This is a genomic window from Pinisolibacter sp. DMC19 (assembly GCF_056313985.1).
The window spans coordinates 105,238-131,072 of sequence record NZ_JBQUZF010000004.1 but is presented as its reverse complement, the minus strand read 5'-3'; the positions used below and the strand labels follow the sequence as shown (position 1 = coordinate 131,072).

The following is a 25,835-nucleotide window of genomic DNA, read 5'->3' as shown; positions in this document are numbered from 1 at the left end:
CGCAGAGTGCCGTGGCGAGAAAAGCACACACCACCGCGGATTTCCGCGACATCGCCGGGCGACATGCGACAAATTCGCACACCTCGGCATCCTGCGGAGGGTGAACGCATTCCTTACGACGGCGTCCTAAGGTAAAAGCTTCATTAACCGTTGTCGGCCGAAACTGAGGCCTTGAGGCGGAATGTCCCGATGTGGACACGATGTTCGGTTTCATCGTCGTGCGTTCCGTGGAATGAACCTTTCGGGTCGGTCGAGGCGCGTATTGATGACAAGACGCCGTGACGTTGCGAGGCTTCTCGCGGGTACGTTTCTCATGGTCGCGGCGACTTCCGCCGCAGAGGCCGAGACGCGTGCCCTGAGCCTCATCAACACGCACACTCAGGAACGCGCGACGATCGTCTTCAAGCGCGACGGCTCCTACGACCAGCGTGGCCTGACCGAGCTCAATCACATGCTGCGCGACTGGCGCCGCAACGAAGTCACCCGCATGGACCCCATGCTGTTCGACCTCGTGTGGGACGTCTATCGCCGCGTCGGCTCGCACGAGCCGATCCACATCGTCTCGGGCTATCGTTCGCCGGCCACCAATTCCGCCCTGCGCAACCGTTCGCGCGGCGTCGCCCGCTTCTCCCAGCACATGCTGGGCAAGGCGATGGACTTCTACCTGCCCGACGTCCCGCTCTCGACGCTGCGCGAGACCGGCATGAAGCTGCAGATGGGTGGCGTCGGCTTCTACCCGACTTCCGGCTCGCCCTTCGTCCACATGGACACCGGCTCGGTGCGCGCCTGGCCGCGCATGACCCGCGAGCAGCTCGTCCGCCTCTTCCCCGACGGCCACACCGCCCATCTGCCCTCCGACGGCGCGCCGCTGCCCGGCTACGAGCAGGCGCTCGCCGAGGCCCAGTCGCGCAAGGAGAGCGGCGGCGGACCGGTCGAGAGTTCGAGCTCCGGCGGTGGCCTTCTCGCCGCGCTGTTCGGCGGCGGCTCGTCGTCGTCCTCGTCCTATTCGAGCAATCGCGCGCCCGTCGCCGGCGACGACGAGGAGGAGGCCTCGGCGCCCGCCCCGCGTCGCCAGCAGGAGCTGCGCCAGGGCCCGCTGCCCGGCGTCGATCCCAAGGCTGCCCGCACCGCCCCGCCGCCGGCCCCGGTCGCCGTCGCCGTCGCCACCCCGACGCCGCGCCCGATCCAGGTCGCCGCCGCGCCGGTGCCGACCGCCGTCGCCGGCGGATCGCTCGTCGCCATGCCGGTGACCGGCCCCAATGCCGGGCCGACCCGTCCGGGCGCCGTCGCCGCCGCCCAGCCGCAGCCCTCGCGCTACGGCCCCGCCGCCGCCGACAACGGCCTGCCTCCCGGCTGGGTCGCCGGTCCGTCCGGCAAGCCGGTCGAGGAGCGGCCGCAGCAGATCGCCTTCACCCCCGGCCTCAAGCCGATGCCGGCGCCGTTGCCGGTCGCCCGCCCCAGCCGCGGCGGGACCGAGATGCTCGCCGCCGCCGTCGTGCTGCCGCCGGGCGTCGCCCTGCCCAAGCCGCGGCCGAACGCCCACACCGCCGATGCCCATGCCGCGCTCTCCGCCTTCACCGGCGACGATGACCGCAGCCGCGTCGCCCTCGGCTATGCCGATGCCGGCGCGCCGGCCGCCGCCGACGACGGCTATCGCCTCGCCTCGCTCGCCCAGCCGGCGCCGAGCGCCGCCGGTGCCGCCCACGCCGCGCCCGAGAGCCGCTTCTCGCCCGCCGCCGCTGCCCGCGGCAACGGCAAGTCCGATCGCGGCGCCGTCTCGGCCCGCGGCAAGGGCGATCGCGCCGTCGCCGACCGCATCTGGGACGCCGACGCCCATGCCGAAGGCGAGACCTTCGCGCAGATGCGTCACCCCGACCAGAACGCGCTCGACCCGCTCTTCACCAAACCGCGCATGTCGCTGGCGACCGGCTTCACCTTCGCCTCGCTCGACCTCGAAGGCTCGCACCGCTTCACCGGTCCCGCCGTGGTGTCGCTGCCGGTCATCCTGACGAAGTGATCGCGCGGGTCCCGCGCGATCACGCCGACAAACGAAAACGGCGCCCCGCGGGGCGCCGTCGTCGTTCATATGGTCGGTCGGAGCGATCAGCTCTCGACGCGGCCGTAGCCCATGCCGAGCGCCTGCATGTAGAGCTCGAGGATCGCTTCCATCTCTTCGCGCTCGGACTTGTCCTGCTTGCGGATGCGAATCACCTGGCGGAGGATCTTGACGTCGAAACCGTTGCCCTTGGCCTCGGCATAGACGTCCTTGATGTCGTCGGCGATGGTCTGCTTCTCTTCCTCGAGGCGCTCGATGCGTTCGACGAAGGACTTGAGCTGATCGGCGGCGACGCCGGCTGCATCGGACATGTCGGTCTCCTGGAATGGCTGCGGTCGGGCGAAACGGCGCGCGACCGGGGGATCTCGTGGCCGCGGATGAAGCCCCAATCGGGCCTGTCGGTCAAGCGTCTCGACCGCGCCTTCCCCCGGCCCTTTTCGTTCACGCGCCCCGCTCGGCGTCACGGATCGGACCGGTGCGCGAGCCGTGCAGCCGCGGCTCGGCGAAGTCGGCGCGTCGCCGCGCCTCCTCGAGGATCGGCACCAGCCGATCCGCCCAGGCCGCCCGGCCGGCCTCGTCGGCGATGAGATCCTGGCGGATCTCGAGGATGGCGTGGGCGAGGCCGCGCCGCGTGCCGTGGCGATACATCGTGTCGCCCTCGAGTGCGCCGTCGTAGGGCTCGTTGTCGCCGACCACCAGCGCCGGATCGGCCGCCAGCCGGTCGAGCAGGAACGTCGGCAGCCGCGGATCGGCGTCCCACAGCACGCCGCAGTGCCAGGGCCGCGGCCTTCCGCGCCACACCGGCGTGAAGGAATGCAACGAGAAGATCACCGGCGCCCGTCCGCCGGCAAAGACGGCATCGATCGTCGCCGCGATCGCCCGGTCGTAGGGCCGCCAGAACCGTTCGATCCGCGCCTCCCGCCCGACCGCGTCGAGCTTCGCATTGCCCGGAACCACCGCCCCGTCGGAGAGCCGCATCACCAGGGTGGGATCGTCGTCGCCGCGGTTGGGATCGATCACCAGCCGCGAGAAGCGCGAGATCACCGCCGGCGCGCCGAGCCGCGCCGCCAGCTCGCGCGCCAACGGCTCGACGCCGATGTCGAAGGCGATGTGGCGATGGAACTGCGCCTCGGCGAGGCCGAGGTCGGCGAGATCCTCGGGCACGCGGTTGGAGGCATGATCGGCGACGATGACGAGGCCGGCCTCGGCATCGCCGGGCACGATCTCGTAGGCGTCCTCGTCGCGGAGCGGCACGGCGAGAGAAAACGGAGGGGCGGCATGCATGCGCGGCGTGGACCTTCCTCGAACGATCGAATAGGAGAGGTTAGTTCATGTTCGCTTCCGACAGAACCGTCCGCCGCGAAGAACGCGTCGGCGCCCTCGAGCCGCACCACTCAGACGAGGCCCGATGCCCGCCAGCCGTTCGCCCGAGCCGCGCTCGTTCGTCGCCGTCGCCCTCGTCGCGCTGGTGATCGCGGCCTTCGCCATGGGCATCTCGCCGGTCTTCGTGCGCTACGCGGGCGTCGGTCCCTTCACCTCGGCCTTCTACCGCGTCTTCCTCGCCCTGCCGCTGCTGTGGGTGCTGGCGGCGATCGAGGTGAAGCGGGCGAAGGTGGCGGTGCCGAAGCGCTGGAGCCGGGCCGACGTGCTCGCCGGCCTGTTCTTCGTGCTCGACCTCTTCTTCTGGCACCTCTCGATCTTCAACACCACCATCGCCAACGCCACGCTGCTCGCCTGCATGGCCCCGGTCTGGGTGATGCTGTTCTCGCTGGTCATCGGCGAACGAGTGACCCGGCCCATGGTGGCCGGCCTCGCGCTCTGCGTCTCCGGCGCCGTGGCGCTGGTCGGCTCGAGCTGGCAGCTCGCGCCCGAACGCCTCCTCGGCGATCTCTACGGCATCGGCACCTCGCTCGGCTTCGGCCTCTACTTCCTCGCCATCCGCGTTGCCCGCCGCACCGCGCCGGCGGCCGTGGTGCTGGCGCGCTCGACGGTGATCACCACCGCCGGCCTCGCGGTGATCGCAGGCGTCGCCGAGAACTCGTGGGTGCCGGCGACGCTCGGCGGCGCCGTGGCGCTCGTCGCCATGGCCACGATCAGCCACGTCGGCGGCCAGGGCCTGCTCGCCTGGGCGCTCGGCCATCTCTCTGCCGCCTTTTCGTCCTTGGTGATCTTCTTGGAGGCTCTGGCCGGCGCGCTGTTCGGCTGGATCTTCTTCGGCGAGACGCTGGGCTTCTGGCAGATCGTCGGCGGTCTGGCGATCCTCGCCGGCATCTGGGTCGCCCGCCCGCGCGGCGCCCACGCCGAAGAGGGGCCGGCCGCGCCTTGATCCCGACACCGTCGAGGTGCCGAAATGGCGTGTCCGACGCGCGCCCGCAGCCCCGAGGTGCCCGCGGGCGTGGCCGGAACACCTTGCCACGGTTGACATCTCGCCCTTCGGCCATTGACACTCGCGCCGACATCGACGATCCACGTTGCGACATGCAGAAGCGCCAGGACGCCCTCAGAGCCGAGACACGCCGAGCCCCGACGGCTTTTGCCCGCGGCCTTCGTCGTGCCGTCCTGGCCGCGCTCGCCTTCGGCCTGCCGGCGATCGTCTACGCCGCCCCCGCCCACGCCGACCTGCGCATCTGCAACAAGACGACCAGCCGCATCGGCGTCGCCGTCGGCTACAAGGACGAAGAGTCCTGGAAGACCGAAGGGTGGTGGAACGTCGCCGCCAACTCCTGCGAGACGCTGCTCGCCGGTCCGCTGGTCTCGCGCTACTACTATCTCTACGCCGTCGACTACGACCACGGCGGCGAGTGGAGCGGCCGCTCCTTCATGTGCACGCAGGAAAGAACGTTCACGATCAAGGGCATCGACGATTGCCTGAAGCGTGGCTTCGAGCGCACCGGCTTCTTCGAGATCGACACCGGCGAACAGCGGACCTGGACGGTCCAGCTCACCGAACCGGGCCGCTCCTCGGCCGGGATGCAATGAACCTGCTTCCTGAAAGAATTTGCACCATTCACTGATTTTGCGCCTGTGCAGACGCTGCGTCAGGGTCTATGAACGTTTCAAAAGACGATCAGGGGACCCCCATGAAACGCGACCGGCGAGTGAAGATTCTGGCCACCCTCGGGCCGGCCTCCTCCGATGCTGCGACCATCGAGAAGCTGTTCCTGGCCGGTGCGGATGTGTTCCGCATCAACATGAGCCACACGAATCACGCCAAGCTCGCCGAGCTGGTCGCGACCATTCGCGGCATCGAGGCGCGTGTCGGCCGACCGATCGGCATTCTCGCCGATCTCCAGGGACCGAAGCTCAGGCTCGGCGCCTTCGCCGCCGGTCCGGTCGAGCTCGCCCCCGGCGCCCTCTTCCGTCTCGATGCCGATCCCGCGCCCGGCGACGCCACGCGCGTCAACCTGCCCCATCCCGAGATCCTCGAGGCGGTCGAACCCGGTCATCACCTCCTGATCGACGACGGCAAGGTCAAGCTGCGCTGCGTCGAGAAGCAGGGCCATACGCTCGTCTGCGAAGTGATCGTCGCCGGCCGCGTATCCGACCGCAAGGGCGTGTCGCTGCCCGACACCGACCTGCCGATCGGCGCGCTGACGCCGAAGGACCGCGACGACCTCGACGCGGCCTTGGCCGAAAACGTCGACTGGGTCGCCCTCTCCTTCGTCCAGCGCCCCGACGACCTCGCCGAGGTCCGCCGCATCGCCCGCGGCCGCGCCGGCATCATGGCCAAGATCGAGAAGCCGCAGGCGATCGATCGCCTCGCCGAGATCATCGAACTCTCCGACGCCGTCATGGTGGCGCGCGGCGATCTCGGCGTCGAGATGCCGCTCGAGCGCGTGCCGAGCCTGCAGAAGCAGATCAGCCGCGCCTGCCGCAAGGCCGGCAAGCCGGTGGTCGTCGCCACGCAGATGCTGGAGAGCATGATCTCCTCGCCGGTGCCGACCCGCGCCGAGGTCTCCGACGTCGCCATCGCCGTCTACGAGAGCTCCGACGCCATCATGCTCTCGGCCGAGAGCGCCGCCGGCAAGTATCCGGTCGAGACCGTGACGATGATGAACGCCATCGCCGAGGCGACCGAGGCCGATCCGACCTGGAAGGGCATCGTCGCCGCCCAGCGTCCCGAGACCGAGGCGACCGGCGCCGACGCCATCACCGCCGCCGCCCGCCAGATCGGCGAGACCCTGTCGGTCTCCGCCATCGTCTGCCTGACCCAGTCGGGCTCGACCGGCCTGCGCGCCGCCCGCGAACGGCCCTTCACGCCGATCGTCGCGCTGACCGCCTCGCCGGCGATGGCACGGCGTCTGGCGCTGGTGTGGGGCGTCCACTGCGTCGTCGCCCAGGACGCCCGCGACGTCGACGACATGGTCGACCGCGCCTGCCGCATCGCCCATGCCGAAGGCTGGGCGCGCCCGGGCCAGCGCGTCATCGTGGTCGGCGGCGTGCCCTTCGGCACCCCGGGCTCGACCAACATGCTGCGCATCGCCTTCGTCGGCGCGGACGGTTCCGGCGCGCTCTGAGCGCACCGCGTCTCACATCGACCGCACCGAGTTCGATCCTTTCGGCTCTGTGCAGAGGCCCTTCATACTGAGGTGCCCGGCGCAGCCGGGCCTCGAAGTGCGAAGGGCTGAGAGGCACTGCCCGTCGAGGCTTCGCCCTTCGAGGCTCGCTTGCGCTCGCACCTCAGGGTGAAGCCGAACGGAGCCGCAGGACCGGAACGCCCTGCTATCAAACTCACCCGTCGACCCGCGCCAGCAGATCCTCGATCGCGTCGATCGTCTCGGCCCGCGCGCCGTGGTGCGGCATGTGGCCGACGCCGCCGAGGGTGACCAGCCGCGCATTCGCGATCTGCCGCTCCAGCGCCTCGGCATGGATCGACGGCCACACCACCGTGTCGCCGTCGCCCTGGACGATCAGCGTCGGCGCGGCGATCTCGCCGTAGCGGTGCGCGCGGCGCTCGAGATCCGGCTTCAGCGCGATCATGTCCTGCGAGTTGGCGACGAACTCCGCCGGCCGCAGCACCATGTCGAACCCGGCGGCCTCGCGCAGGTCGGACGGCACCGGACAGGGCGCGAAGACCGAAGCCAGCATGCGATCGAACAGAGCCCGCCCGGCGAGCGGGATGACATAGGTGGCGATCGCCGGGCCGATCACCGGCCGGGTCACCAGCCCGTGCCAGACGTCGACACCGCCCGGCCAGGGATGGGTCGCGGGCGCGAGACAGACGAGACCCGCGGTGCGCTCCGCATGGTCGACCGCGAAGGCCGTCGCCACCGCCGCGCCCCAGGAATGGCCGACGACCACCGCCCGGTCGATGCCGAGCGCGTCGAGCACGCCGGCGACGATCGCCGCCTGCGCCGTCGGCGTCGCATCGGCCGCGCCCGCCCGCTCCGACCAGCCGTGACCGGGCCGGTCGAGGAAGACGCGGCGGCGTTCGGGAAAGGCGTCGCCGAAGGCGATCAGTGGATCGCGCAGGTTGCCGCTGGCGCCGTGCAGAAAGACGATCGGCGTGAGGTCGCGCGTCCCCGGCCGGTCGACGACATGGATCGACCGCTCGCCGACCGTCACGAAGCGCCCGACCGGCGCCGCCCGCCGTTCGACGCGTCGATCGAGGCCCGCCGTCGCCACCCGTCCCAGAGCCAGCGCCGCGACGCCCGCCGCCATTGCCGTCACCATCATTCGCTTCGTCCCTCCGGACGTGCCGCCCGCGGCTCCGGTCGACCGACGAGAAACGTCGCGACCACCGCGAATACGACGAACTGGACGCCGAGGATCACCAGCGAGAGGCCGACGAGCCAGCCCCCGAGAAGCGTGGCCGCCATGACCAGGACGGCCGTCCGCTTCACCCGCCGCGACACCGCCCCCTCGCGGCGCCAGTCGGCGATCACCGGTCCGAAGTGCGCATGATCGAGCAGCCACGCCTCGAGCCGCGGCGAGGAGCGCGCGAAGGCCCAGGCGGCGAGCAGCAGGAAGGGTGTGGTCGGCAGGAGCGGCAGGATCGCACCGGCGACCGCCAGGGCGAGTGCGAGGCAACCGAAGGCGAGCCAGAACCAACGCGTGATCATCGGCGAACTCCGGCGGGCGCCACCTCAGAGCTCCTGCCCGTCGACCTCGACGGTCAGCCGCTCGATCACGCCGGCACGCTCCTCGTCGCGCGGATCGAGCGCATGGGCGCGGCGCAGCAGAACCAGCGCCTCGCGCGCCCGGCCGTCCTTCATCTCGATCAGTCCGAGCATGTCGAGCACGGCGAAGTCGCGTTCCTCCAGCGCCAGCGCGCGGGTGAAGTCGGCCCGCGCCGCGGCGTGGTCGCCGCGCTTCAGCTGAATGGTGCCGCGCAGCTTGCGCGCGCCGGCCCATTTCGGCTCGAGCCGGATGGCCGCCTCGAGCACGGCGAGCGCCGCGCGCGTGTCGCCGGCGCCCTGGAGCACGAGGGCCCGCTGCATCAGGAGATCGACCCCGGCGCTGCCGGAGACCAGCCACATCGCCGCGAGCCGCGCCCGGATCCGCGCCGCCTCGACGTCGCTGTCGCTCGCGGCGAGGCGGGCGAGGAGGTCGTCGATCACCCCGGGCCGGCCGCGCGTCTCGGCAGGCGGCGGCTCTCCGGCCGCCCGCGCGGGCAGGACGGCCGGGCCGCAGGCGAGGACGATCGCCGGAACGACGAGGAGGGCGAGACCGAATCGGGGGCGCGAGAGCCCCCGGCCATGGAGACGAAACGAAGCGAGCCGCATGAAGGGAGTTTGCTCCCCTTCGTGCGGCTCGTCGAGATCATCCATGGACCGGGGCGCGCGAGCGCCGCCGTTCCCGAGCATCAGCCCTGGCGGGCCTTGAAGCGCGGGTTGGTCTTGTTGATGATGTAGACGCGGCCCTTGCGGCGGACCAGACGGTTGTCCCGGTGGCGGGTCCGAAGCGACTTGAGCGAGTTCTTGATCTTCATCGTCTGGTACCGATCGGTTGATCCGGGACGGCGGGCCTGACCCCCGCTCCGGACGTCGGCGTCGGAAGCCCCGCGAGGCCCCCTCGTCGCCGACGAGGAACATGGACGGGCAGCGCGGTCGCCCGCGCCTGCCTCGAATTCGGGCCGGACCATAGGGACGCGACCGCCGCCTGTCAATCGTCCGAAGGCCGCCGAACCGCCGTTTTCGACCACCTTCCCGCGGTTCGCGCCGCTGCGCGCCGCCACGGCACGTCCCGATCGTCGCTGCGTCCGCTTCCGACCCGGCGACGGCACACCCGCGCCCGTAACGCGCCGTACTTCGAAGGTCGAACGCGCAATTTCTGGCCAACGAGAGGCCATCGATCGACGACGAGTGAAGTCAACCTTTCGTAAACCATGACGATTTACTGAAAATTTTCCTTAAAATTCGACGGTAAATTTTGCCGACTGCCGGTGCGTCAATTCACCTGTAGACCAGGTGGAAGCAGATAACCACTCGTGGACATACATATGCCGCCGGTCAGCACTCTCCTCGTCTGGATCATCGCGACGCTCGCCGTCGCCGCCGCGGCCACCGCTCCGGTGGGCGTGGAAACCCAGGCGATCTGCGGCATCGCCATCGTCGCCGCGATGGTGATCGTGCGCCGGCTGACGCCGACCCCGGCCCGCCGCCAGATCTATCTGGCGCTCGGCACGCTGGTGGTGCTGCGCTACGTCTGGTGGCGCACCACCGAGACCCTGCCGTCGCTCTCCGATCCGGTCGGTTTCGGCTTCGGTGTGACGCTGTGGGCGGCCGAGATGTTCTGCGTCGGCATGCTCTTCGTCAGCCTCTTCGTCGTCGCCCAGCCGATCCGCCGCGCCCCCGCCCGCCGTCTGACCGACGACCAGTGCCCGACCGTCGACGTCTATGTCCCCTCCTACAACGAATCGGCCGAACTGGTCGCCGCGACGCTGGCCGCCGCCACCACCATGGACTGGCCGGCGGAGAAGCTGCGCGTCTGGCTGCTCGACGACGGCGGCACGGTGCAGAAGCGCAACCAGGCCGATCCGGTCGCGGCGGCCGAGGCCGAGCGCCGCCATGTCGAGATGCGCGAGCTCGCCGAACGCCTCGGCGCCCGCTACCTGACCCGCGAGAAGAACGAGCACGCCAAGGCCGGCAATATGAATGCCGCGCTGGCCCATACCGACGGCGACCTGATCGCGGTCTTCGACGCCGACCACGCGCCGACCCACGAGTTCCTGCGCGAAACGGTCGGCCATTTCGTCGACGACCCGCGCCTGTTCCTCGTCCAGACGCCGCACTTCTTCCTGAACCCCGACCCGATCGAGAAGAACCTCTCGACCTGGGCGCGCATGCCGTCCGAGAACGAGATGTTCTATTCGGTGATCCAGCGCGGCCTCGATCGTTGGGACGCCGCCTTCTTCTGCGGCTCTGCCGCGGTGCTGCGCCGCGCCGCGGTGGAGGAGGCCGGCGGCTTCTCCGGCGTCACCATCACCGAGGACTGCGAGACCGCGCTCGACCTGCATGCGCGCGGCTGGCACTCGCGCTTCGTCGACAAGCCGATGATCGCCGGCCTGCAGCCCGAGACGCTCGCCACCTTCATGGGTCAGCGCTCGCGCTGGTGCCGTGGCATGATCCAGATCCTGCTGCTCAAGAACCCGCTGATGAAGCGCGGCCTGTCGGTGGCCCAGCGCATCGCCTATGCCTCGAGCGCACTGTTCTGGCTGTTCCCGCTGCCGCGCCTCGCCTTCATCGTCGCGCCGCTGCTCTACATCTTCTTCGGCGTGAAGCTCTATGTCGCGAACTTCTCCGAGTTCGTCGCCTACACGGTCACCTACATGATCGTGAACATGCTGATGCAGAACTATCTCTACGGCCGCGTGCGCTGGCCCTGGATCAGCGAGCTCTACGAATACGTCCAGATGCCCTATCTGGTCGGCGCCATCGTCTCCGTCATCCGCAATCCGCGCAAGCCGACCTTCAACGTCACCGCCAAGGGCCTGACCTCCGACACCGCCCATCTGAGCGAGCTGGCGCCGCGCTACTTCGCCATCTTCGGCGTGCTGGCGCTCGCCTCGATCGTCGCCTTCCAGCGGGTGATAGCCGAACCGGAGGTCAACGACCTGATGCTGGTCGTCGGCCTGTGGAACACCTTCAATCTGGTGATCGCCGGCGTCGCCCTCGGCGTCGTCGCCGAGAAGCCGGAGCGCCGCCGTGCCCAGCGCCTCGACGTCACCCGTCGCGCCGAACTGATGGTCGGCAACGATTCGGTCTCGGTGGTGATCGAGGACATCTCGACCGGCGGCGTCCGCCTGCGTCCGCTCGGCGCCACCCTCGCCGGCCCGCGCATGACCGGGGCGCTCGCCACCCTGCTGGTGCCCGACCGCGCCGGCGGCCGCCCGACGCCGATCCGCGTCGTCATCCGCCGCGTCGCCTCCGACGACCACGGCCAGTTCATCGGCATGGCCTTCGACCAGCTGACCAGCGCCGGCTACGTCGCCGTCGCCGATCTGATGTACGGCCAGGCCGCCGTGCTCGACCAGTTCCGCGAACGCCGCCGCTCCGGTCGCAGCCTCTTCGCCGGCTCGCTGCAGTTCATCGCCTGGGGCGTCTCCCAGACCGGCCGCGCCCTGCGGCTCGCCGCCACCGACGCCCGCCCCGCCCGCCCGCGCGACGCGATCGAGGACGGCGATCTCGCCCCCGTCACCGTTGCGGTCCCGGCCGAAACCACGCGATTCGCCTGACGCGTCGCACGAGGACATCGCCATGACGGATCGCCGCCCCCCCCTCGCCCGCCGGACGTCGGCCCTCGCAGGCCTCGTCCTCGCCGGCCTCCTCGCCGGCACGGCCGCCTTCGCCGCCGCCCCGACCCCGGTTTCCCCGGCGCCGTCGCCCGACGACGCCGTCGCGACCGTCGCCACGGAGACCGGCGTGCTGCGCCGCCTGCCCTCGGTCGGCCGGCCGTCCAAGCTCACCGGCGAGATCGACCGCATCGCCTGGCCGGTGTTCCTGACCCCGGCCGAGGCCGCCGCCCGGCCGCGCCTGCGGCTGACCCACGTCGCCGCCGTCTCGGTGATGCCAGAGGCCTCGCATCTCGCCGTCTTCGTCGACGACCGCCGGGTCGCGAGCTTCCCGATCGCCACCAACGGTTCGCCCAAGACGGTCGAGGTGACCCTGCCCGAGGGCAGCCTGAAGGCCGGCTGGAACGCCCTGCGCGTCGAGGCCGAGCAGCGCCACCGCGTCGAATGCACCGCCGCCTCGACATACGAACTGTGGACCGAGATCGACCGCGCCCGCTCCGGTCTGGTCTTCGCCGACGGCTTCCAGCCCGAGCGCCGCAGCCTCGCCGACATCGCCGACATCGCGCCCGACGAGACCGGCCGCGTGCGGCTGCGCCTCGTCATGGCGCAGGATCCCGACCCCGCCCGCCTCGCCCGCGCCACCCGCTTCGCCCAGGCGCTGGCGCTCGCCGGCGGCTTCCTCGATCCGGTCGTAGCGATCGTCCGCGCCCCCGCCAAGGGACCGGGCGCCGACATCCTGATCGGCGCCAAGGCGCGCGACGGCGTCGCCGGCCTCGACAGCGTCGCCCCCGACGTCGTCGCCCTGCTCGACGACGCCGATCCGACCCGCCTGACCCTCGCCCTGCCGGACGATCCGGACGCCCTCGATCGGCTGATCGCCGATCTCGAGGACACCGCCGCCCACCCCGAAGGCAGCGAGCCCGGCCGTCGTGCCCGCACCGCCCTCGGCGGCATCGCCGTCTCCGGCGGCGAGACCGTGAGCTTCGCCGAACTGGGGGCGAGCTCGACCGAGTTCGGCGGCCGCCTGTTCCGCACCTCGGTCGACGTCCGCCTGCCCGGCGACTTCTACGCCGCCGACTACGCCAAGGCGGCGATCCGCCTCGCCGGCGGCTATGCCCCCGGCCTCGACCGCGACAGCCGGCTGACGCTGCGGGTCAACGGCCGTCAGGTCGCCGGCGCGCCGCTCTCGGCCCGCTCCGGCGAGACCTTCGCCGATCGCCGCGTCGAGATCCCGCTGTCGGCCTTCCGCCCCGGCCGCAACCGGATCGAGATCGAGGCCGCGGTGCCGGCCGCCGACGACGGCGCCTGCGATCCGACCGCCCAGATCGACGCGCCCAAGCGCTTCCTCTTCGTCGACACCGGCTCGATCGCCTTCCCCGCCTTCGCCCGCTCCGCCCGTCTGCCCGACCTCGACGCCACCGGCGCCGGCGTCTTCGCCACGCTCGACGAGAAGGTGCGCCCGGCCGTGTGGATGCCGCGCCCCGACCGCCTCGCCATGTCGGCCTTCGCCACGCTGACGACCCGCATGGCGGTGACCGCCGGCCGCGTTCAGGTGCCCGAGATCGCCTTCCGCAATCCGCCCGCCGACGTCCCCTCGGCCTGGGTGATCGGCGCCTTTTCCGATCTGCCGGCGACGATCGCCGGCGTCGTCGGCATCGAGCCCGTCGCCGTGCGCGACGCCTGGTCGAAGCGCCCGGCAACCGACCGCGTGTCGTCGCTCGACGATCCGGTCGCCGCCCGCGCCGAGATGCTGCGCCTCGCCGCACTCGACGAGGAATACGACATGATCACCACCGGCTCGGTGCAGTTCCGTCCGGCGACCGGTGGCAAGAGCGGCGATCTCGTCGACCAGTGGCGCCGTTCCATGGAGAACCCGTGGTCGCCGGCCGCCTTCGGCCGCGCCGTCGAAGGCCGTGTCGCCCGCGCCTTCGGCCCGCTCTTCGCCGACGCCCCGGCCGCCGCACCCTTCTCGCCGCGCCCGACCACCGGCATCCTCGTCGCTCAGGCGCTCTCGGCCGGTGGCGGCGTCTGGACGCTGACCACCGCCGCCACCGCCGCCGCGCTCGCCGACGGCGCCGAGGCCGTCACCGCGGCCGGCCGCTGGAACGAGATGAGCGGCGACGTCGCCGCCTGGGACAAGGTCGACGAGAAGCTCGAGACCGGATCGGCCAAGCCGCGCGCCTATTTCATGACCGCCGGCTGGTCGCCCGCCAACCTGCGCCTCGTCGCCGCCGGCTGGGTCGGTGATCACCCGATCGTCTTCGCCCTCTACGTGCTCGCGGCGACCGTCCTGCTCGGCTTCGCCACCTCGCGCATGCTGCCGCATCTGGGGGGCCGGTCGTGATCGTCGTCACCGCCACGCCGCCCGCCGCCGAACCGGCTCCCGTCGCCCCCACGACCGCCCCCCGGCGGCCGGGCCGCCGCGCCGTCTTCGGCGGGCTCGGCGCCGTGCTCGTCGTGGCGGCCGTCGCCGCCGGCCTTCTCCTCGGCCGCGCCGAGATCGCCCCCGCCGAGGCCGCGACCGCCGCCCCCGATGCGACCCTGCGCGGCGCACTGCCGGTGCCCGGTCTGTGGAAGGCCTATGCCGCCCGCTTCGTCACGGCGGAAGGCCGCGTCGTCGACGACGTCAACGGCGGCATCTCCCATTCCGAGAGCCAGGGCTACGGCCTGATCCTGGCGCTCGCCGCCGACGATCGCGACGCCTTCCGCCGCATCTGGACCTGGACCCGCGCCAATCTCTTCGTCCGCCGCGACGGCCTCGCCTCGTGGAAGTGGCAGCCCGGCCCCGCCCCCAACGTCCGCGATCCCAACAACGCCACCGACGGCGACGTGCTGATCGCCTGGGCGCTGATCGTCGCCGGCGACGCCTGGAGCGAGGCGGCCTACGCCACCGCCGGCCGGAAGATCGCCCGCGCCGTGTGGGACGAGACCGTGGTCTCGACCCGCCTCGGCCCGGTGATGCTGCCCGCCGTCGACGGTTTTCGCGCCAAGGACCGCCGCGACGGACCGGTGGTGAACCCGTCCTACTGGGTCTTCCCGGCGCTCGCCGACTTCGCCCGCGCCGTCCCCGACCGCGACTGGCCGCGCCTCGCCGAGGCCGGCCGCAGCCTCCTCGCCGCCACCCGCAACGGCAGGACCGGCCTGCCGTCCGAATGGGTGTCGCTCGCCGGCGACGGCGTCGCCACCGCCGAGGGCTTCCCGGCCACCTTCGGCTACAACGCGCTGCGCGTGCCGCTCTACCTCGCCATGACCGCCGGCGAGAAGCGCGAGGGCCTCGCCCCCTTCATGGCGCGCTGGTCGGCCGAGGGCTCCGCGAAGCCGAAGCTCGCCGTCGTCGATCTCGAGACCGGCCGCGACCTCGAACCCTTCGCCGATCCCGGCTACCGCGCGATCGCCGCGCTGGTCGCCTGCGGCCTCGAGGGCACGCGCTTCCCCGACGCGCTGCGCACCGCCGAGGTCGACCACTACTACCCCGCGACGCTGCGCGCCCTCGCGCTGGTCGCCGTCAACATGAGGCACCCGACATGCTGGTGAGAACCCGCCGTCTGCCCCGCACGCTCGCCCTCGTCCTAGCCGCTTCGGTCGCCTGGCCCGTCGCCGCCGCGGAGCCGGCCCGTCCCGGCGAGCGCGCCGGCTGGACCCAGGCGACGCTCGACGTCGGCAAGATGACCCGCGACGAGGCCGACCGCGCCTTCGCCGCGCCGCCGGCCGACCCCAAGCCCGCCGCCGGCGCCCGCGTCGACGAGAGCGCCCTGCGCTACTACGCCGCCCAGCACGCCACCGCCCGCGTCGATGCCGAGATCCGGCGCCTGCGCGCCCTCTATCCCGGCTGGGAGCCGCCGGCCGATCTCTATCGCCCGGCCGCCGACGAGCAGGGCCTGTGGGATCTCTACGGCAAGGATCAGGTCGCCGAGCTGAAGCTCGAGATCGAACGCCGCGCCGCCCGTCAGCCCGGCTGGCGCCCGTCGCAGGACATGCTCGACAAGCTGCACCGCAAGGAGCAGCGCCTCGAACTCCTCAAGGCCTCGGATTCCGCCGACTGGACCAAGGTCCAGAAGATGGCCGAGCGCGACCCGATGCTGGTCGCCGCCGACGATCTCGAAGTGGTCTGGCGCGTCGCCGAAGCCGCCGCCAGGACCGATGCCCGCCCGCGCGCGCTCGAGCTCTATCGCATGGCGCTCGCCGGCGCCAAGACACCCGACGAACGCGCCGGCACCGTGCGCAAGGCGCTCGCCGCCATGGGCGCCGAGGCCGCAGGTCCGCTCTTCGCCGAGGAACGCGTCGGCCCCGACGGCAAGGGCGAGTTCGAACCGCTACGCGTCGACGTCGCCCGCGCCACCCTCTCCGACTGGCTGCGCGCCGACGCCGGCAAGCCGGTGCCGAAGGACGCCTTCGATCGCGTCGTCCGCGTCGCCGAGACCGACGCCGGCTCGGCCGACGACGCCCTGCTGCTCGGTTGGGTCGAGCATCGCCGCAAGGCCGCCGCCCCGGCGCAGCGCTGGTTCGATCTAGCCGCCAAGCGCGGCGGCGGCGCCAAGGCGGCGATCGGCGCGGCGCTGGTGCGCGAGGGCTCCGGCCGTCACGCCGAGGCCGTCGCCCTGCTCGAGGGCGCGACCGACGACGCCGAGGCCGCCGCGCTCTTCCTCGATCTCGCGGCCGCCGACCTCGTGCGGCCGAACGCCGGGACGATCCCCGCCCCCCGCCTCGCCCGCATCGCCGCGGTGACGGAGAAGCTCGAATCCGGCGACGCCGCCCAGGCGCTCGGCTGGTACGCCCACGGCGCCCGCCAATACGAGGCCGCGAGCGCCTGGTTCGCCAAGGCGATGGCCTGGCGCCCGTCGGCAAAGTCGGCCGAGGGTCACCTCCTCGCCCTCGCCGCGCTGAAGAACCGCGACGCCTTCCGCCGGCTCGACGCCGACTATCGCGGCCGCTTCCCCGACATGGCCCGCGTCGTCTTCGACGAACCGCGCAAGGCCGCACCGGCGACCCGCGTCGCCGCCGCCCCGACGGCACCGAAGCGCGCCTGCCCGGCGCTGGTCGCCGATCGGGTTCTCGGCCGTTCGGGAAGCGCCGCCGAGGCGCTCGCCGCCGGCTGGTGCCTGATGGACATGAAGCGTGCGGAAGAAGCCGCCGCCGCCTTCGACGCCGCCCGCCGTACCGGCGACGCCACCGTGATGCAGGAGGCCGCCTATGGTCAGGCGCTCGCCGCCCTGCGTTCCGGCCGCACCGACGATGCCGCCCGCGTCGCCGCCTCCGGCGGCCTCGCCCGAGAGAGGCGCGACGAGATCGGCCGCATCGTGCTGGCGCAGCAGGCGATCGCGCTCTTCGACCGCGGCGACTACCGCGCCACGATCGACACGCTGAACCGCCGCCGCGCCCACGCCGACGAGCCGCGCGACCTGATGGCGATGCGCGGCTGGTCGCTCTATCACCTCGGGCTGCGGTCCGAAGCCTTCGAGGTCTTCACCCTGCTCGACCGACAGCTGTCCACCTCCGAGAGCCGCGCCGGTCTGGCCGCCGCCTCGAGCCCGGTGCGCGGCGGGAGAATCTGACATGACGATGGTCCGCCCCGCCCTCCTCGCCGCCATGCTGGCGCCGTTCGCCCTCGCCGGCTGCGCCTCGAGCCCGATGACCGCCGACGCCACCGGCACCACCGCCGGCCTCGGCGTCGCCGTCGGGCCCGAACGCGCCATGGCGGCGCTGCCGCCGGAAGCCGGCAACGTCGTCTCCGTCGTCGAACGACGGGCCGAGGGCACCGTCAACCAGACCATCACGCTGATGGGCGATGCCGCCGCCCGCGGCGACGACCGCATCGAGGTCGAGGCGCGCGAACGCCGCTTCGCCGCCGCGCGGCCGCGGCTCGAGGTCGAGACGATCGAGGCCGAGATGGCCGAGGCGTTGCCCGGCGTCGCCATGACGGTGTCGTCGCGCGTCGTCACCACGCCCTCGGGCCCGGTCGGCGTCGCCACCGGCCGCAGCGCCGACGGTCGCGGCTGTCTCTATGCCTGGTCGACGGCGGAGGCGCGCGGGCGCTCCGGCACGACCGCAGTGCTCGGCCTTTCGATCGCTTCCTCGACCAAATCGGATCTCTCGGTCCGGGTGCGGCTCTGCCGCCGCGGTCTCGACGAGACACGCCTGATCGCACTCGCCGAAGGCCTGCGCATCCGCTCCGATCTCGGCGCCGACGTCGCCACCCGGCCGGTCGCCGGCAGCGGCGGCGACGCGCTCGCCGCGGCCGGATACGCTTCGGCCACGCCGGCCGTCGCGCCCGCAGCCGTGGCCGCGCCGAAGCCGGCGGTGGCGGCCCGGGCCGTCGAACCCGTGCGCGCCGCAGCGAAGCCCCCGGTCGTCGCGAAGACCACCACGCGCCCGGCCGCGGCGCCGGCGCAGACCACCGCCGCGACGATCGCGGCTCCGATCCCGCTGCCCAGCTCGGGCGGCTGAGGGACACGCGGTCGGGAAGGTGACGAGGAGGGGCGGCGGTGTGCCGCCTCAGGCGAGCCGTTTGCGCCCGACGTATCGACGCACGGTCTCGCGGGTACGCTCGGCGAGATGCCGGGCGACGAGATAGAGCCGGCCCTTCAGCGTCAGGGCCGACTGCAGATCCCATAGTTTCTCGGTCTCGACACCGAAGTCGAGCTTGTAGGGCTCGTCGCCGATGGTGAAGTCGTAGACCGTGACACCGCGGGCGCAGAGATGGGCGATCGAGCTCTCGATCGCCAGGAGCCCCGGCGACCAGTTCTTGAAGGCGCCGTCGTGGGCGACGACGAGCAGCTGAAACGTCCGGTCGGTCAGCGTGCCGAAACAACCGGCGATCAGCCGATCGTCGAGCGTCAGCCGTCCGACGCGGGCGATGTCGGTGTGGCCGCAGAGCGAACGATAGAAGGCGTCGATGCGGCGCGTCTCCTCCGGCTCGGCGCCGTGGGCGAAGCGGGCGCTGCGCCATTCGAGGAGCCGTTCGAGCGTCGGCAGCGCATCGCACCCGGTCTCGAGCGCGAACTCGAGCCGCCCCTTGTTCATGAGCTTCTTGCGCTTCTTCGCCAGCGTCCGGCGATGGGTCGGATCGAAGCGGGTGGCGGCCAGCCGCTCGAAGTCGCCGTCGGCCGGCAGCGGCAGCGGATGGCGGGCGAAATGCGACGGGCGCACGCCCTCGACCATCAGCAGCGGATTGTCGACGTCGCCGATCACGGCCGGGACCTTCTCGAAGTCGACCACGTCGACGCCGGGCAGCGCCCCGACGATCTCACGCCACAGCCGCCGCATGTCGCCGGGCTCGGGGTGAAAGTCCTTCGACAGCACCGGACCGTTGTAGTCCGAGACGCCGCCGTCCCAGGCCTCGAGCCGGACGATGCCGCCGCGCCGCATCACCGTCAGCGGCAGCACGAAGACCGGCTCGCCGGTGGCGGGATCCTCGATCGTCGCCGCGAGCAGCGCGTTCGGCGCCTCGGCGGCGAAGGACCCGAACCAGGTCTCGAGCCATTGGGCGCGCTGGAAGGGCGATCGTTCCAGATCGGCGCGGTCGACGCCGACCAGCCGCGCGATCTCCTCGCGATCGGCGCTGATCGCGACCCGCCATGTCGAACCCGTCATAGACTCCGTCCCGTTCCAGAGCCAGGCGCCCCGATCGAGCGACACTAGGCCCGGAAAACTAAGAAAATGCGAAGCATCTAGCGGGGCGCGGCGTCGGCGCTGCGGCGCGCATGTCCGCCGATCGCCCGGGTGACGCGGGCCGCCGCCGCCGCCACCTGCGGTCCGATTTCGCCGATCCGCTCGCGCGTCACCCGGTGGCTCGGCCCCGAGATCGACAGACCGGCGATCGCCTCGCCGTTGTCGTCCCAGATCGCCGCGGCGATGCAGCGCATGCCGGCGCTGCGTTCCTCGTCGTCGACCGCGAAGCCGCGCGCCCGGATCGCCGCCAGCGCGTCGCGCAGGTCCTCCGCCGTGCCGATCGTCGCCGGCGTGTGGCGGGTCAACACCCGCCCGCGCAGCCAGCGCGCGAGGTCGGCCGGCGGCAGTGCCGCGAGCAGCGCCTTGCCGATGCCCGAGGCATGGGCCTCGCGCCGCTCGCCGGTGCGGAAGAAGGCGCGGATCGGCTCGTGGCTCTCGACCTGCGACACGAAGACGACGTCGCCGCCCTCGAAGATACCGAGATTGGCGGTCTCGCCGGTCGCCTCCATCAGCTCGCGCATCACCGGGCGGGCAAGCTCGATCGGCCGCAGCCGCCGCTGGAAGGCCTGGCCGACGCGGAAGGCCTCGATGCCGATGCCCCAGGTCTGCGTTGCCTCGTCGGCCTCGACGAAACCGTGGGCGGCGAGCGTGCCGATCAGCCGATGGACGGTCGAGACCGGAAGCCCTACCCGCTCGGCGAGCGCCGTCAGCGTCGCCCCGTCGCTCTCGGCGATCGCCGCCGTCAGGCGCAGGGCGCGGTCGAGCGACTGCACCCCGCCGGTGTCGACCTGCGGTCGCCCCGTCCCCCTCGGTCTGCCTCTCAGCGCCACGTCCGCCTCCCGGACGCGAAAAAAGTCGCGCCCCAAACGTTTGAATTTCACCGTTGGAAATCGGCTTTCCGCCTTATCATCAATGGCATGTACCATGTTCGGCAAAAAATGAAAAACGTTTCCAGAAAAATTGACCCGGCAGCCTGCCTGCGCCATCTTGCCCCATGACGGTGGCGCCCGCCCTATCGGCCCGACGACGGCGCCCGCAGCCCTTCGGAGACCTTCCATGTCCGCATCCCGGCAACACCTCCGCATCGCCGACATCTCGATCGATGCCGCGCTCGTCGCCTTCGTCGAGCAGGAAGCCCTGCCGGGCACCGGCATCGCCGCCGCCGACTTCTGGAAGGGCCTGTCGGGCCTCCTGAACGACCTCTCGCCGAAGAACGCCGCGCTCCTCGCCACCCGCGACGCGCTCCAGGCGAAAATCGACGACTGGCACCGCGCCCGCCGCGGCAAGCCGCACGACGCGGCCGCCTATCGCGCCTTCCTCGAAGAGATCGGCTACCTGCTGCCGGCGCCGGCCCCGCGTGCGGTCGCGACCGAGAACGTCGATCCCGAGATCGCCACCCTCGCCGGCCCGCAGCTGGTCGTGCCGATCGACAACGCCCGCTACGCGTTGAACGCTGCGAATGCCCGCTGGGGCAGCCTCTACGACGCCTTCTACGGCACCGATGCGCTGGGCGACACCGCCAAGGGCGCGGGCTACGACGCCGCCCGCGGCGCCCGCGTGGTCGCCGCCGCCAAGGCCCGCCTCGACGCCATCGCGCCGCTCGCCGCCAGCGGCTGGGCCGACGTCGTCGGCTTCGCCGTCGAGAACGGCGGCCTCGTCCTGTCGCTCGGCGACGACCGCGAGACCTGCCTCGCCGATCCGTCGGGCTTCGCCGGCTTCCGCGGCGAGCACGAGCGCCCGACCGCATTGCTCTTCCGCCACCACGGCATCCATGCCGAGGTGATCGTCGACCGCTCGACCCCGGTCGGCGCGACCGATCCGGCCGGCATCGCCGACGTCGTGCTGGAGTCCGCGCTCTCGACCATCATGGACATGGAGGACTCGGTCGCCGCGGTCGACGCCGAGGACAAGATCCGCGTCTATCGCAACTGGCTCGGCCTGATGCAGGGCACCCTGGAAGACACGTTCGAGAAGGGCGGCCGCAAGGTGACGCGCCGGCTCAACCCCGACCGCGTCTGGGGTCGCCCCGACGGCGGCACGCTGACGCTGCACGGCCGCTCGCTGATGCTGGTCAGGAACGTCGGCCACCACATGGCGACCGACATGGTGCTCGACGCCGCCGGCCGCCCGGTCCCCGAGACCATGGTCGACATCGCCATCACCGCCGTCATCGCCCGCCACGACCTCTTCGGCACGCACGACATCCGCAACTCGCGCGCCGGCTCGGTCTATGTCGTCAAGCCGAAGCTGCACGGCCCCGCCGAGGTGGCGCTCGCCGACGAACTCTTCGCCCGCGCCGAGGACGTCGCGAAACTCCCGCGCCACACGCTGAAGATGGGCATCATGGACGAGGAGCGCCGCACCACGGTCAACCTCGCCGCCTGCATCGACGCGGCGCGCCACCGCGTCGTCTTCATCAACACCGGCTTCCTCGACCGCACCGGCGACGAGATCCACACCGCGATGGAGGCGGGTCCCGTCGTCCGCAAGAACGCGATGAAGGCGGAAGCCTGGATCGGGGCCTACGAGAACAACAACGTCGACGTCGGTATCGCGATGGGCCTCACCGGCCGTGCCCAGATCGGCAAGGGCATGTGGGCGGCCCCCGACCGGATGGCCGACATGCTGACCCAGAAGATCGGCCACCCGCAGTCCGGTGCCTCGACCGCCTGGGTTCCGTCGCCGACGGCGGCGACGCTGCATGCGCTGCACTATCACGACGTCTCGGTCGAGGCCCGCCGCGCGGAGATCGCCGGCCGCACGCCCGCCTCGCTCGACGCCATCCTGACGCTGCCGCTGGCGAAGTCGAACTTCTCGCCCGAGGAGGTCCGCGAGGAGCTGGACAACAACGCGCAGGGCATCCTCGGCTACGTCGTGCGCTGGGTCGATCTCGGCGTCGGTTGCTCCAAGGTGCCGGACATCCACGACGTCGGCCTGATGGAAGACCGCGCGACGCTGCGCATCTCGTCCCAGCACATCGCCAACTGGCTGCGCCACGGCATCGTCACCGAGGCTCAGGTCGACGAGGCGCTGAAGCGCATGGCGGTCGTCGTCGACCGGCAGAACGCCGGCGATCCGGCCTATCGCCCGATGGCGCCGAGCTTCGACGGCCCGGCCTTCCGCGCCGCCCGCGCGCTGGTCTTCGAAGGCCTCGCCCAGCCCAACGGCTACACCGAGTTCGTGCTGACGACCTATCGCCGTGAGGCCAAGGCGCGCTGATCGGGGAGACAGGCCGAGCGCCGCATCGAGATGCGCCGCCCGGCCCCCTCGTCCTCCGTTCGGCTTCATGTTGAGGCGCTCGCGAAGCGAGCCTCGAAACACGAAGCCACGACGGGCGGTGCTCCTCGGCCCTTCGCCCTTCGAGGCCCGGCAGAGCCGGGCACCTCAGGGTGAAGGACCTCTGCACGACTTCGCCCCCTCGACGGACGAACGGGATGCCGGGCGATCGGTCCGGGTGCTAGGATGCCGCATGGGCTTTGCGACGCCGGCTTCGCACCATCGCGATGCGGCGGATCGACGGAGCGATTCGCGAGAGCGCGTGAGGATTTCGGGGTCGTTTTTGCCCACGTAAGCATCGTGGTCAAAAAACTTCACCAGACCCTCTCGACGGCCGCCGCGTCTCGAGCCAATGTCCGGCAAAAGCACAAGCCGATAATCGGGCGAGGAAACGATGTCCCTGACCATGCCCCTGCCGGAGCCGGAGATCCTGGCGGCCCGCGACGACATCGTCGCGCGCCTGCAGGCGATCCTGAAGCCCGAGAGCGTCATCCATCTCGAGCGTGAACTGACGCCGTGGGAGTGCGACGCGCTCACCATGTATCGCCAGAAGCCGCTGGTCGTGGCCCTGCCCGAGACCATCGACGAGGTGGTCGCGGTGATGAAGCTCGCCGCCGAGATGAACGTGAAGGTGGTGCCGCGCGGCGCCGGGACCTCGCTGTCGGGCGGCTCCTTCCCACTCGCCGACGGAATCCTGCTCGGCATGGCCAAGTTCAACCGCATCCTCGAGGTCGACTTCGACAACCGCGTCGCCCGCGTCCAGCCCGGCGTCACCAATCTCGCCATCACCAAGGCCGTCGAGCACCGCGGCTTCTACTACGCCCCCGATCCCTCCTCGCAGATCGCCTGTTCGATCGGCGGCAACGTCGCCGAGAACGCCGGCGGCGTGCATTGCCTGAAGTACGGGCTCACCACCAACAACGTGCTGGGCGTCGAGATGGTGCTGATCGGCGGCGAGATCGTCCGCCTCGGCGGCAAGCATCTCGATGCCGAGGGCCTCGACCTGCTCGGCTTGGTGGTCGGCTCCGAGGGCCTGCTCGGCGTCGTCACCGAGGTCACCGTCCGCATCCTGCAGAAGCCGGAGACGGCGCGCGGCGTCCTCCTCGGCTTCGACACGGTGAAGGCCGGTGCCGACTGCGTCGCGGCCATCGTCGCCGCCGGCATCATCCCCGGCGGCATGGAGATGATGGACAAGGCCGCGATCGACGCGGCCGAAGCCTTCAAGCCCTGCGGCTATCCGGAAGACGCGCAAGGGTTGGTCATCGTCGAACTCGACGGTACCGCGGCCGAGGTCGACCACCTCGTCGAGGCGGTGGAGAAGATCGCACGGGCCAACGGCGCCACCTCCTGCCGCGTCTCGACCTCCGAGGCCGAGCGCATCGGCTTCTGGTTCGGCCGCAAGAACGCCTTCCCGGCGGTCGGCGCCATCGGTCCCGACTATCTCTGCATGGACGGCACCATCCCGCGCGGCCGCCTGTCGGAGGTGCTGACGCGGATGGACGAGCTCGCCGCCTTCCACGGCCTGCGCGTCGCCAACGTCTTCCATGCCGGCGACGGCAACCTCCACCCGCTGATCCTCTACGACGCCTCGATCCCCGGCGACACCGAGAAGGCCGAGGCCTTCGGCGCCGATATCCTGCGCCTCTGCGTCGCCGTCGGCGGCGTGCTGACCGGCGAACACGGCGTCGGCATCGAGAAGCGCGACCTGATGGGCGAGATGTTCGACGCCGTCGACCTCGGCCAGCAGGAACGGGTCAAGTGCGCCTTCGACGAGAACCACCGGCTCAATCCGGGCAAGGTGTTCCCGACGCTCCACCGCTGCGCCGAGATGGGCTTCATGCACGTCCGCGGCGGCGATCTCCCCTTCCCCGAGATCCCGAGGTTCTGATGGCCGCGACCCACGCCCCCCGCGACGAGGCCGACCTCGTCGAGATCGTGCGCGCGGCCCGCGCCGCCCGCGAGACCCTCGCCATCGAAGGCCGCGGCACGCGCCGCGCCCTCGGCCACCCGGTCGAGGCCGACGCGGCCCTGTCGCTCGCGAGCCTTTCCGGCATCACGCTCTACGAGCCGGCCGAACTGGTGATGACGGCGCTGCCCGGCACGCCGCTCGCCGAAATCCGCGCGACGCTCGCCGCTCGTGGTCAAGAACTCGCCTTCGACCCGATCGACCACGCCGCCCTCTTCGGCCTCGAGCCGGGCTCCGGTTCGATCGGCGGCGCCTTCGCGATCAACGCAAGCGGCCCGCGCCGGCCGAAGAGGGGCGCGGCGCGCGACCATCTCCTCGGCTTCCGCGCCGTGAACGGTCTCGGCGAGACCTTCAAGTCGGGCGGCCGGGTGATGAAGAACGTCACCGGCTTCGATCTCTCCAAACTGGTCTGCGGCTCCTTCGGCACGCTCGCCGCCGTCTCGGAACTGACCTTCAAGGTCATGCCGCGCGCCGAAGCCTGCGAGACCGTCGCCGTCCTCGGCCTCGACGACGCGGCCGCGGGCAAGCTGATGCGCGAGGCGACCGGCCTGCCGCAGGAGGTCGACGCCGCCGCCCATCTGCCCGCCGGTGTCGACGGCCCGTTCCACGGCACCGCCGCCACGCTGATCCGCCTCGACGGCCCCGCCGTGTCGGTGGCGAGCCGCGAGGCCGACCTCGTCGCCCGCTGGCGCAGCCTCGGCGCCGTCGAGATCCTCGGCGAAGACGAATCGCTAGCCCTCTGGGCCTCGATCCGCGAAGCCGCGCCGATCACGACGCGTCCCGGCCCGATCTGGCGCCTGTCGCTCGCCCCGACCGACGGCCCGGCACTCGTCGCCGCGCTGCGCGACGTCGCGGCCCTCGATGCCTGGTTCTTCGACTGGGCCGGCGGCCTCGTCTGGCTGGCGACGGACGTCGACGCCGGGCCGCAGGCCGACCGCGTCCGCGCCGCCGTCGACCGCGTCGGCGGCCACGCCACGCTGGTGCGCGCGTCCGAGGCCGATCGCGCCGCGGTGCCGGTGTTCCATCCCCAGCCCGCCGCCCTCGCCGCACTCGCCGCGCGGGTGAAGGCCGCCTTCGACCCCGAAGGCCTGTTCTCGCCCGGCCGCATGGTCGCGATCCCCAACCCCGCTCGCTGA

20 protein-coding genes are annotated in these 25,835 nt (G+C 71.7%); 12 read left to right on the top strand and 8 right to left on the bottom strand.

Features of this window, described 5'->3' with window-relative positions; genetic code table 11:
• Positions 1-313 precede the first annotated feature (313 nt).
• Positions 314-2,017 carry a peptidoglycan L,D-endopeptidase MepK gene (mepK, locus tag ACT53U_RS11750; RefSeq protein WP_476155291.1) on the top strand — a complete coding sequence of 568 codons (1,704 nt, stop codon included), beginning with the start codon at positions 314-316 and terminating at the stop codon, positions 2,015-2,017.
• An 86-nt stretch (positions 2,018-2,103) separates the two neighbouring features.
• Here the strand turns inward: mepK and ACT53U_RS11745 are convergent, their stop codons facing one another.
• On the bottom strand, positions 2,104-2,367 hold the full coding sequence (locus tag ACT53U_RS11745; RefSeq protein ID WP_476138310.1) for a DUF2312 domain-containing protein: 264 nt from the start codon (positions 2,365-2,367) through the stop codon (positions 2,104-2,106).
• A gap of 130 nt (positions 2,368-2,497) precedes the next feature.
• The gene (locus ACT53U_RS11740) at positions 2,498-3,340 is read right to left on the bottom strand and encodes an N-formylglutamate amidohydrolase (protein WP_476155289.1); all 843 of its coding nucleotides are present in this window, start codon (positions 3,338-3,340) and stop codon (positions 2,498-2,500) included.
• Positions 3,341-3,464: 124 nt separating this feature from the next.
• On the opposite strand from ACT53U_RS11740, the gene ACT53U_RS11735 reads away from it, so the two are divergent.
• The 3 genes from ACT53U_RS11735 (at position 3,465) to pyk (ending at position 6,573) form a co-directional block, all read left to right on the top strand.
• Entirely contained in the window at positions 3,465-4,382 is a 918-nt protein-coding gene (locus ACT53U_RS11735) for a DMT family transporter (RefSeq protein ID WP_476155287.1), read from the top strand.
• 152 nt (positions 4,383-4,534) lie between these two features.
• Positions 4,535-5,035, top strand: coding sequence for a DUF1036 domain-containing protein (locus ACT53U_RS11730; RefSeq protein WP_476155285.1), 501 nt, complete (start codon positions 4,535-4,537; stop codon positions 5,033-5,035).
• A 101-nt stretch (positions 5,036-5,136) separates the two neighbouring features.
• Positions 5,137-6,573: a pyruvate kinase gene (gene pyk / locus ACT53U_RS11725; protein WP_476155283.1), complete on the top strand. Its 1,437-nt coding sequence runs from the start codon at positions 5,137-5,139 to the stop codon at positions 6,571-6,573.
• A 214-nt stretch (positions 6,574-6,787) separates the two neighbouring features.
• Here the strand turns inward: pyk and ACT53U_RS11720 are convergent, their stop codons facing one another.
• From ACT53U_RS11720 to ykgO, 4 genes are all read right to left on the bottom strand, one after another.
• Positions 6,788-7,732, bottom strand: a complete 945-nt coding sequence (locus tag ACT53U_RS11720) for an alpha/beta fold hydrolase (protein WP_476155281.1) — start codon at positions 7,730-7,732, stop codon at positions 6,788-6,790.
• Positions 7,729-8,118, bottom strand: coding sequence for a YbaN family protein (locus tag ACT53U_RS11715; protein WP_476155279.1), 390 nt, complete (start codon positions 8,116-8,118; stop codon positions 7,729-7,731). The genes ACT53U_RS11720 and ACT53U_RS11715 overlap by 4 nt, the downstream gene beginning before the upstream one ends.
• 24 nt (positions 8,119-8,142) lie before the next feature.
• On the bottom strand, positions 8,143-8,781 hold the full coding sequence (locus tag ACT53U_RS11710) for a tetratricopeptide repeat protein (protein WP_476155277.1): 639 nt from the start codon (positions 8,779-8,781) through the stop codon (positions 8,143-8,145).
• 80 nt (positions 8,782-8,861) lie between these two features.
• Positions 8,862-8,987 carry a type B 50S ribosomal protein L36 gene (gene ykgO / locus ACT53U_RS11705; protein WP_333825316.1) on the bottom strand — a complete coding sequence of 42 codons (126 nt, stop codon included), beginning with the start codon at positions 8,985-8,987 and terminating at the stop codon, positions 8,862-8,864.
• A 510-nt stretch (positions 8,988-9,497) separates the two neighbouring features.
• Here ykgO and bcsA point away from each other — a divergent pair.
• Genes bcsA through bcsN form a run of 5 tightly spaced genes read left to right on the top strand, consistent with a single transcriptional unit; the run spans position 9,498 to position 18,233 of the window.
• Complete coding sequence (bcsA, locus tag ACT53U_RS11700; RefSeq protein WP_476155275.1) at positions 9,498-11,732, top strand: UDP-forming cellulose synthase catalytic subunit; 2,235 nt, start codon at positions 9,498-9,500, stop codon at positions 11,730-11,732.
• A gap of 22 nt (positions 11,733-11,754) precedes the next feature.
• Entirely contained in the window at positions 11,755-14,133 is a 2,379-nt protein-coding gene (locus ACT53U_RS11695; RefSeq protein ID WP_476155273.1) for a cellulose biosynthesis cyclic di-GMP-binding regulatory protein BcsB, read from the top strand.
• The gene (locus tag ACT53U_RS11690) at positions 14,130-15,323 is read left to right on the top strand and encodes a family 8 glycosyl hydrolase (RefSeq protein ID WP_476155271.1); all 1,194 of its coding nucleotides are present in this window, start codon (positions 14,130-14,132) and stop codon (positions 15,321-15,323) included. The genes ACT53U_RS11695 and ACT53U_RS11690 overlap by 4 nt, the downstream gene beginning before the upstream one ends.
• Positions 15,314-17,341: a hypothetical protein gene (locus ACT53U_RS11685; protein WP_476155269.1), complete on the top strand. Its 2,028-nt coding sequence runs from the start codon at positions 15,314-15,316 to the stop codon at positions 17,339-17,341. The genes ACT53U_RS11690 and ACT53U_RS11685 overlap by 10 nt, the downstream gene beginning before the upstream one ends.
• Position 17,342: 1 nt before the next feature.
• A complete protein-coding gene (bcsN, locus tag ACT53U_RS11680; protein WP_476155267.1) occupies positions 17,343-18,233 on the top strand; it encodes a cellulose biosynthesis protein BcsN in 891 nt (296 codons plus the stop codon).
• Between the two features lie 48 nt (positions 18,234-18,281).
• Here bcsN and ACT53U_RS11675 read toward each other — a convergent pair whose 3' ends face one another.
• Together ACT53U_RS11675 and ACT53U_RS11670 are read right to left on the bottom strand one after the other, a co-directional pair.
• A complete protein-coding gene (locus ACT53U_RS11675; RefSeq protein ID WP_476155265.1) occupies positions 18,282-19,379 on the bottom strand; it encodes a GNAT family N-acetyltransferase in 1,098 nt (365 codons plus the stop codon).
• A gap of 77 nt (positions 19,380-19,456) precedes the next feature.
• A complete protein-coding gene (locus ACT53U_RS11670) occupies positions 19,457-20,230 on the bottom strand; it encodes an IclR family transcriptional regulator (protein ID WP_476155263.1) in 774 nt (257 codons plus the stop codon).
• A gap of 283 nt (positions 20,231-20,513) precedes the next feature.
• Between ACT53U_RS11670 and ACT53U_RS11665 the strand changes: the two genes are divergently transcribed.
• The 3 genes from ACT53U_RS11665 to ACT53U_RS11655 all read left to right on the top strand — a co-directional run bounded on the left by ACT53U_RS11665 (position 20,514) and on the right by ACT53U_RS11655 (position 25,835).
• On the top strand, positions 20,514-22,676 hold the full coding sequence (locus ACT53U_RS11665; protein ID WP_476155261.1) for a malate synthase G: 2,163 nt from the start codon (positions 20,514-20,516) through the stop codon (positions 22,674-22,676).
• Positions 22,677-23,127: 451 nt separating this feature from the next.
• Positions 23,128-24,621, top strand: coding sequence for an FAD-linked oxidase C-terminal domain-containing protein (locus ACT53U_RS11660; RefSeq protein ID WP_476155259.1), 1,494 nt, complete (start codon positions 23,128-23,130; stop codon positions 24,619-24,621).
• Positions 24,621-25,835, top strand: a complete 1,215-nt coding sequence (locus ACT53U_RS11655) for an FAD-binding protein (protein ID WP_476155257.1) — start codon at positions 24,621-24,623, stop codon at positions 25,833-25,835. Before ACT53U_RS11660 ends, ACT53U_RS11655 begins: the two co-directional genes overlap by 1 nt.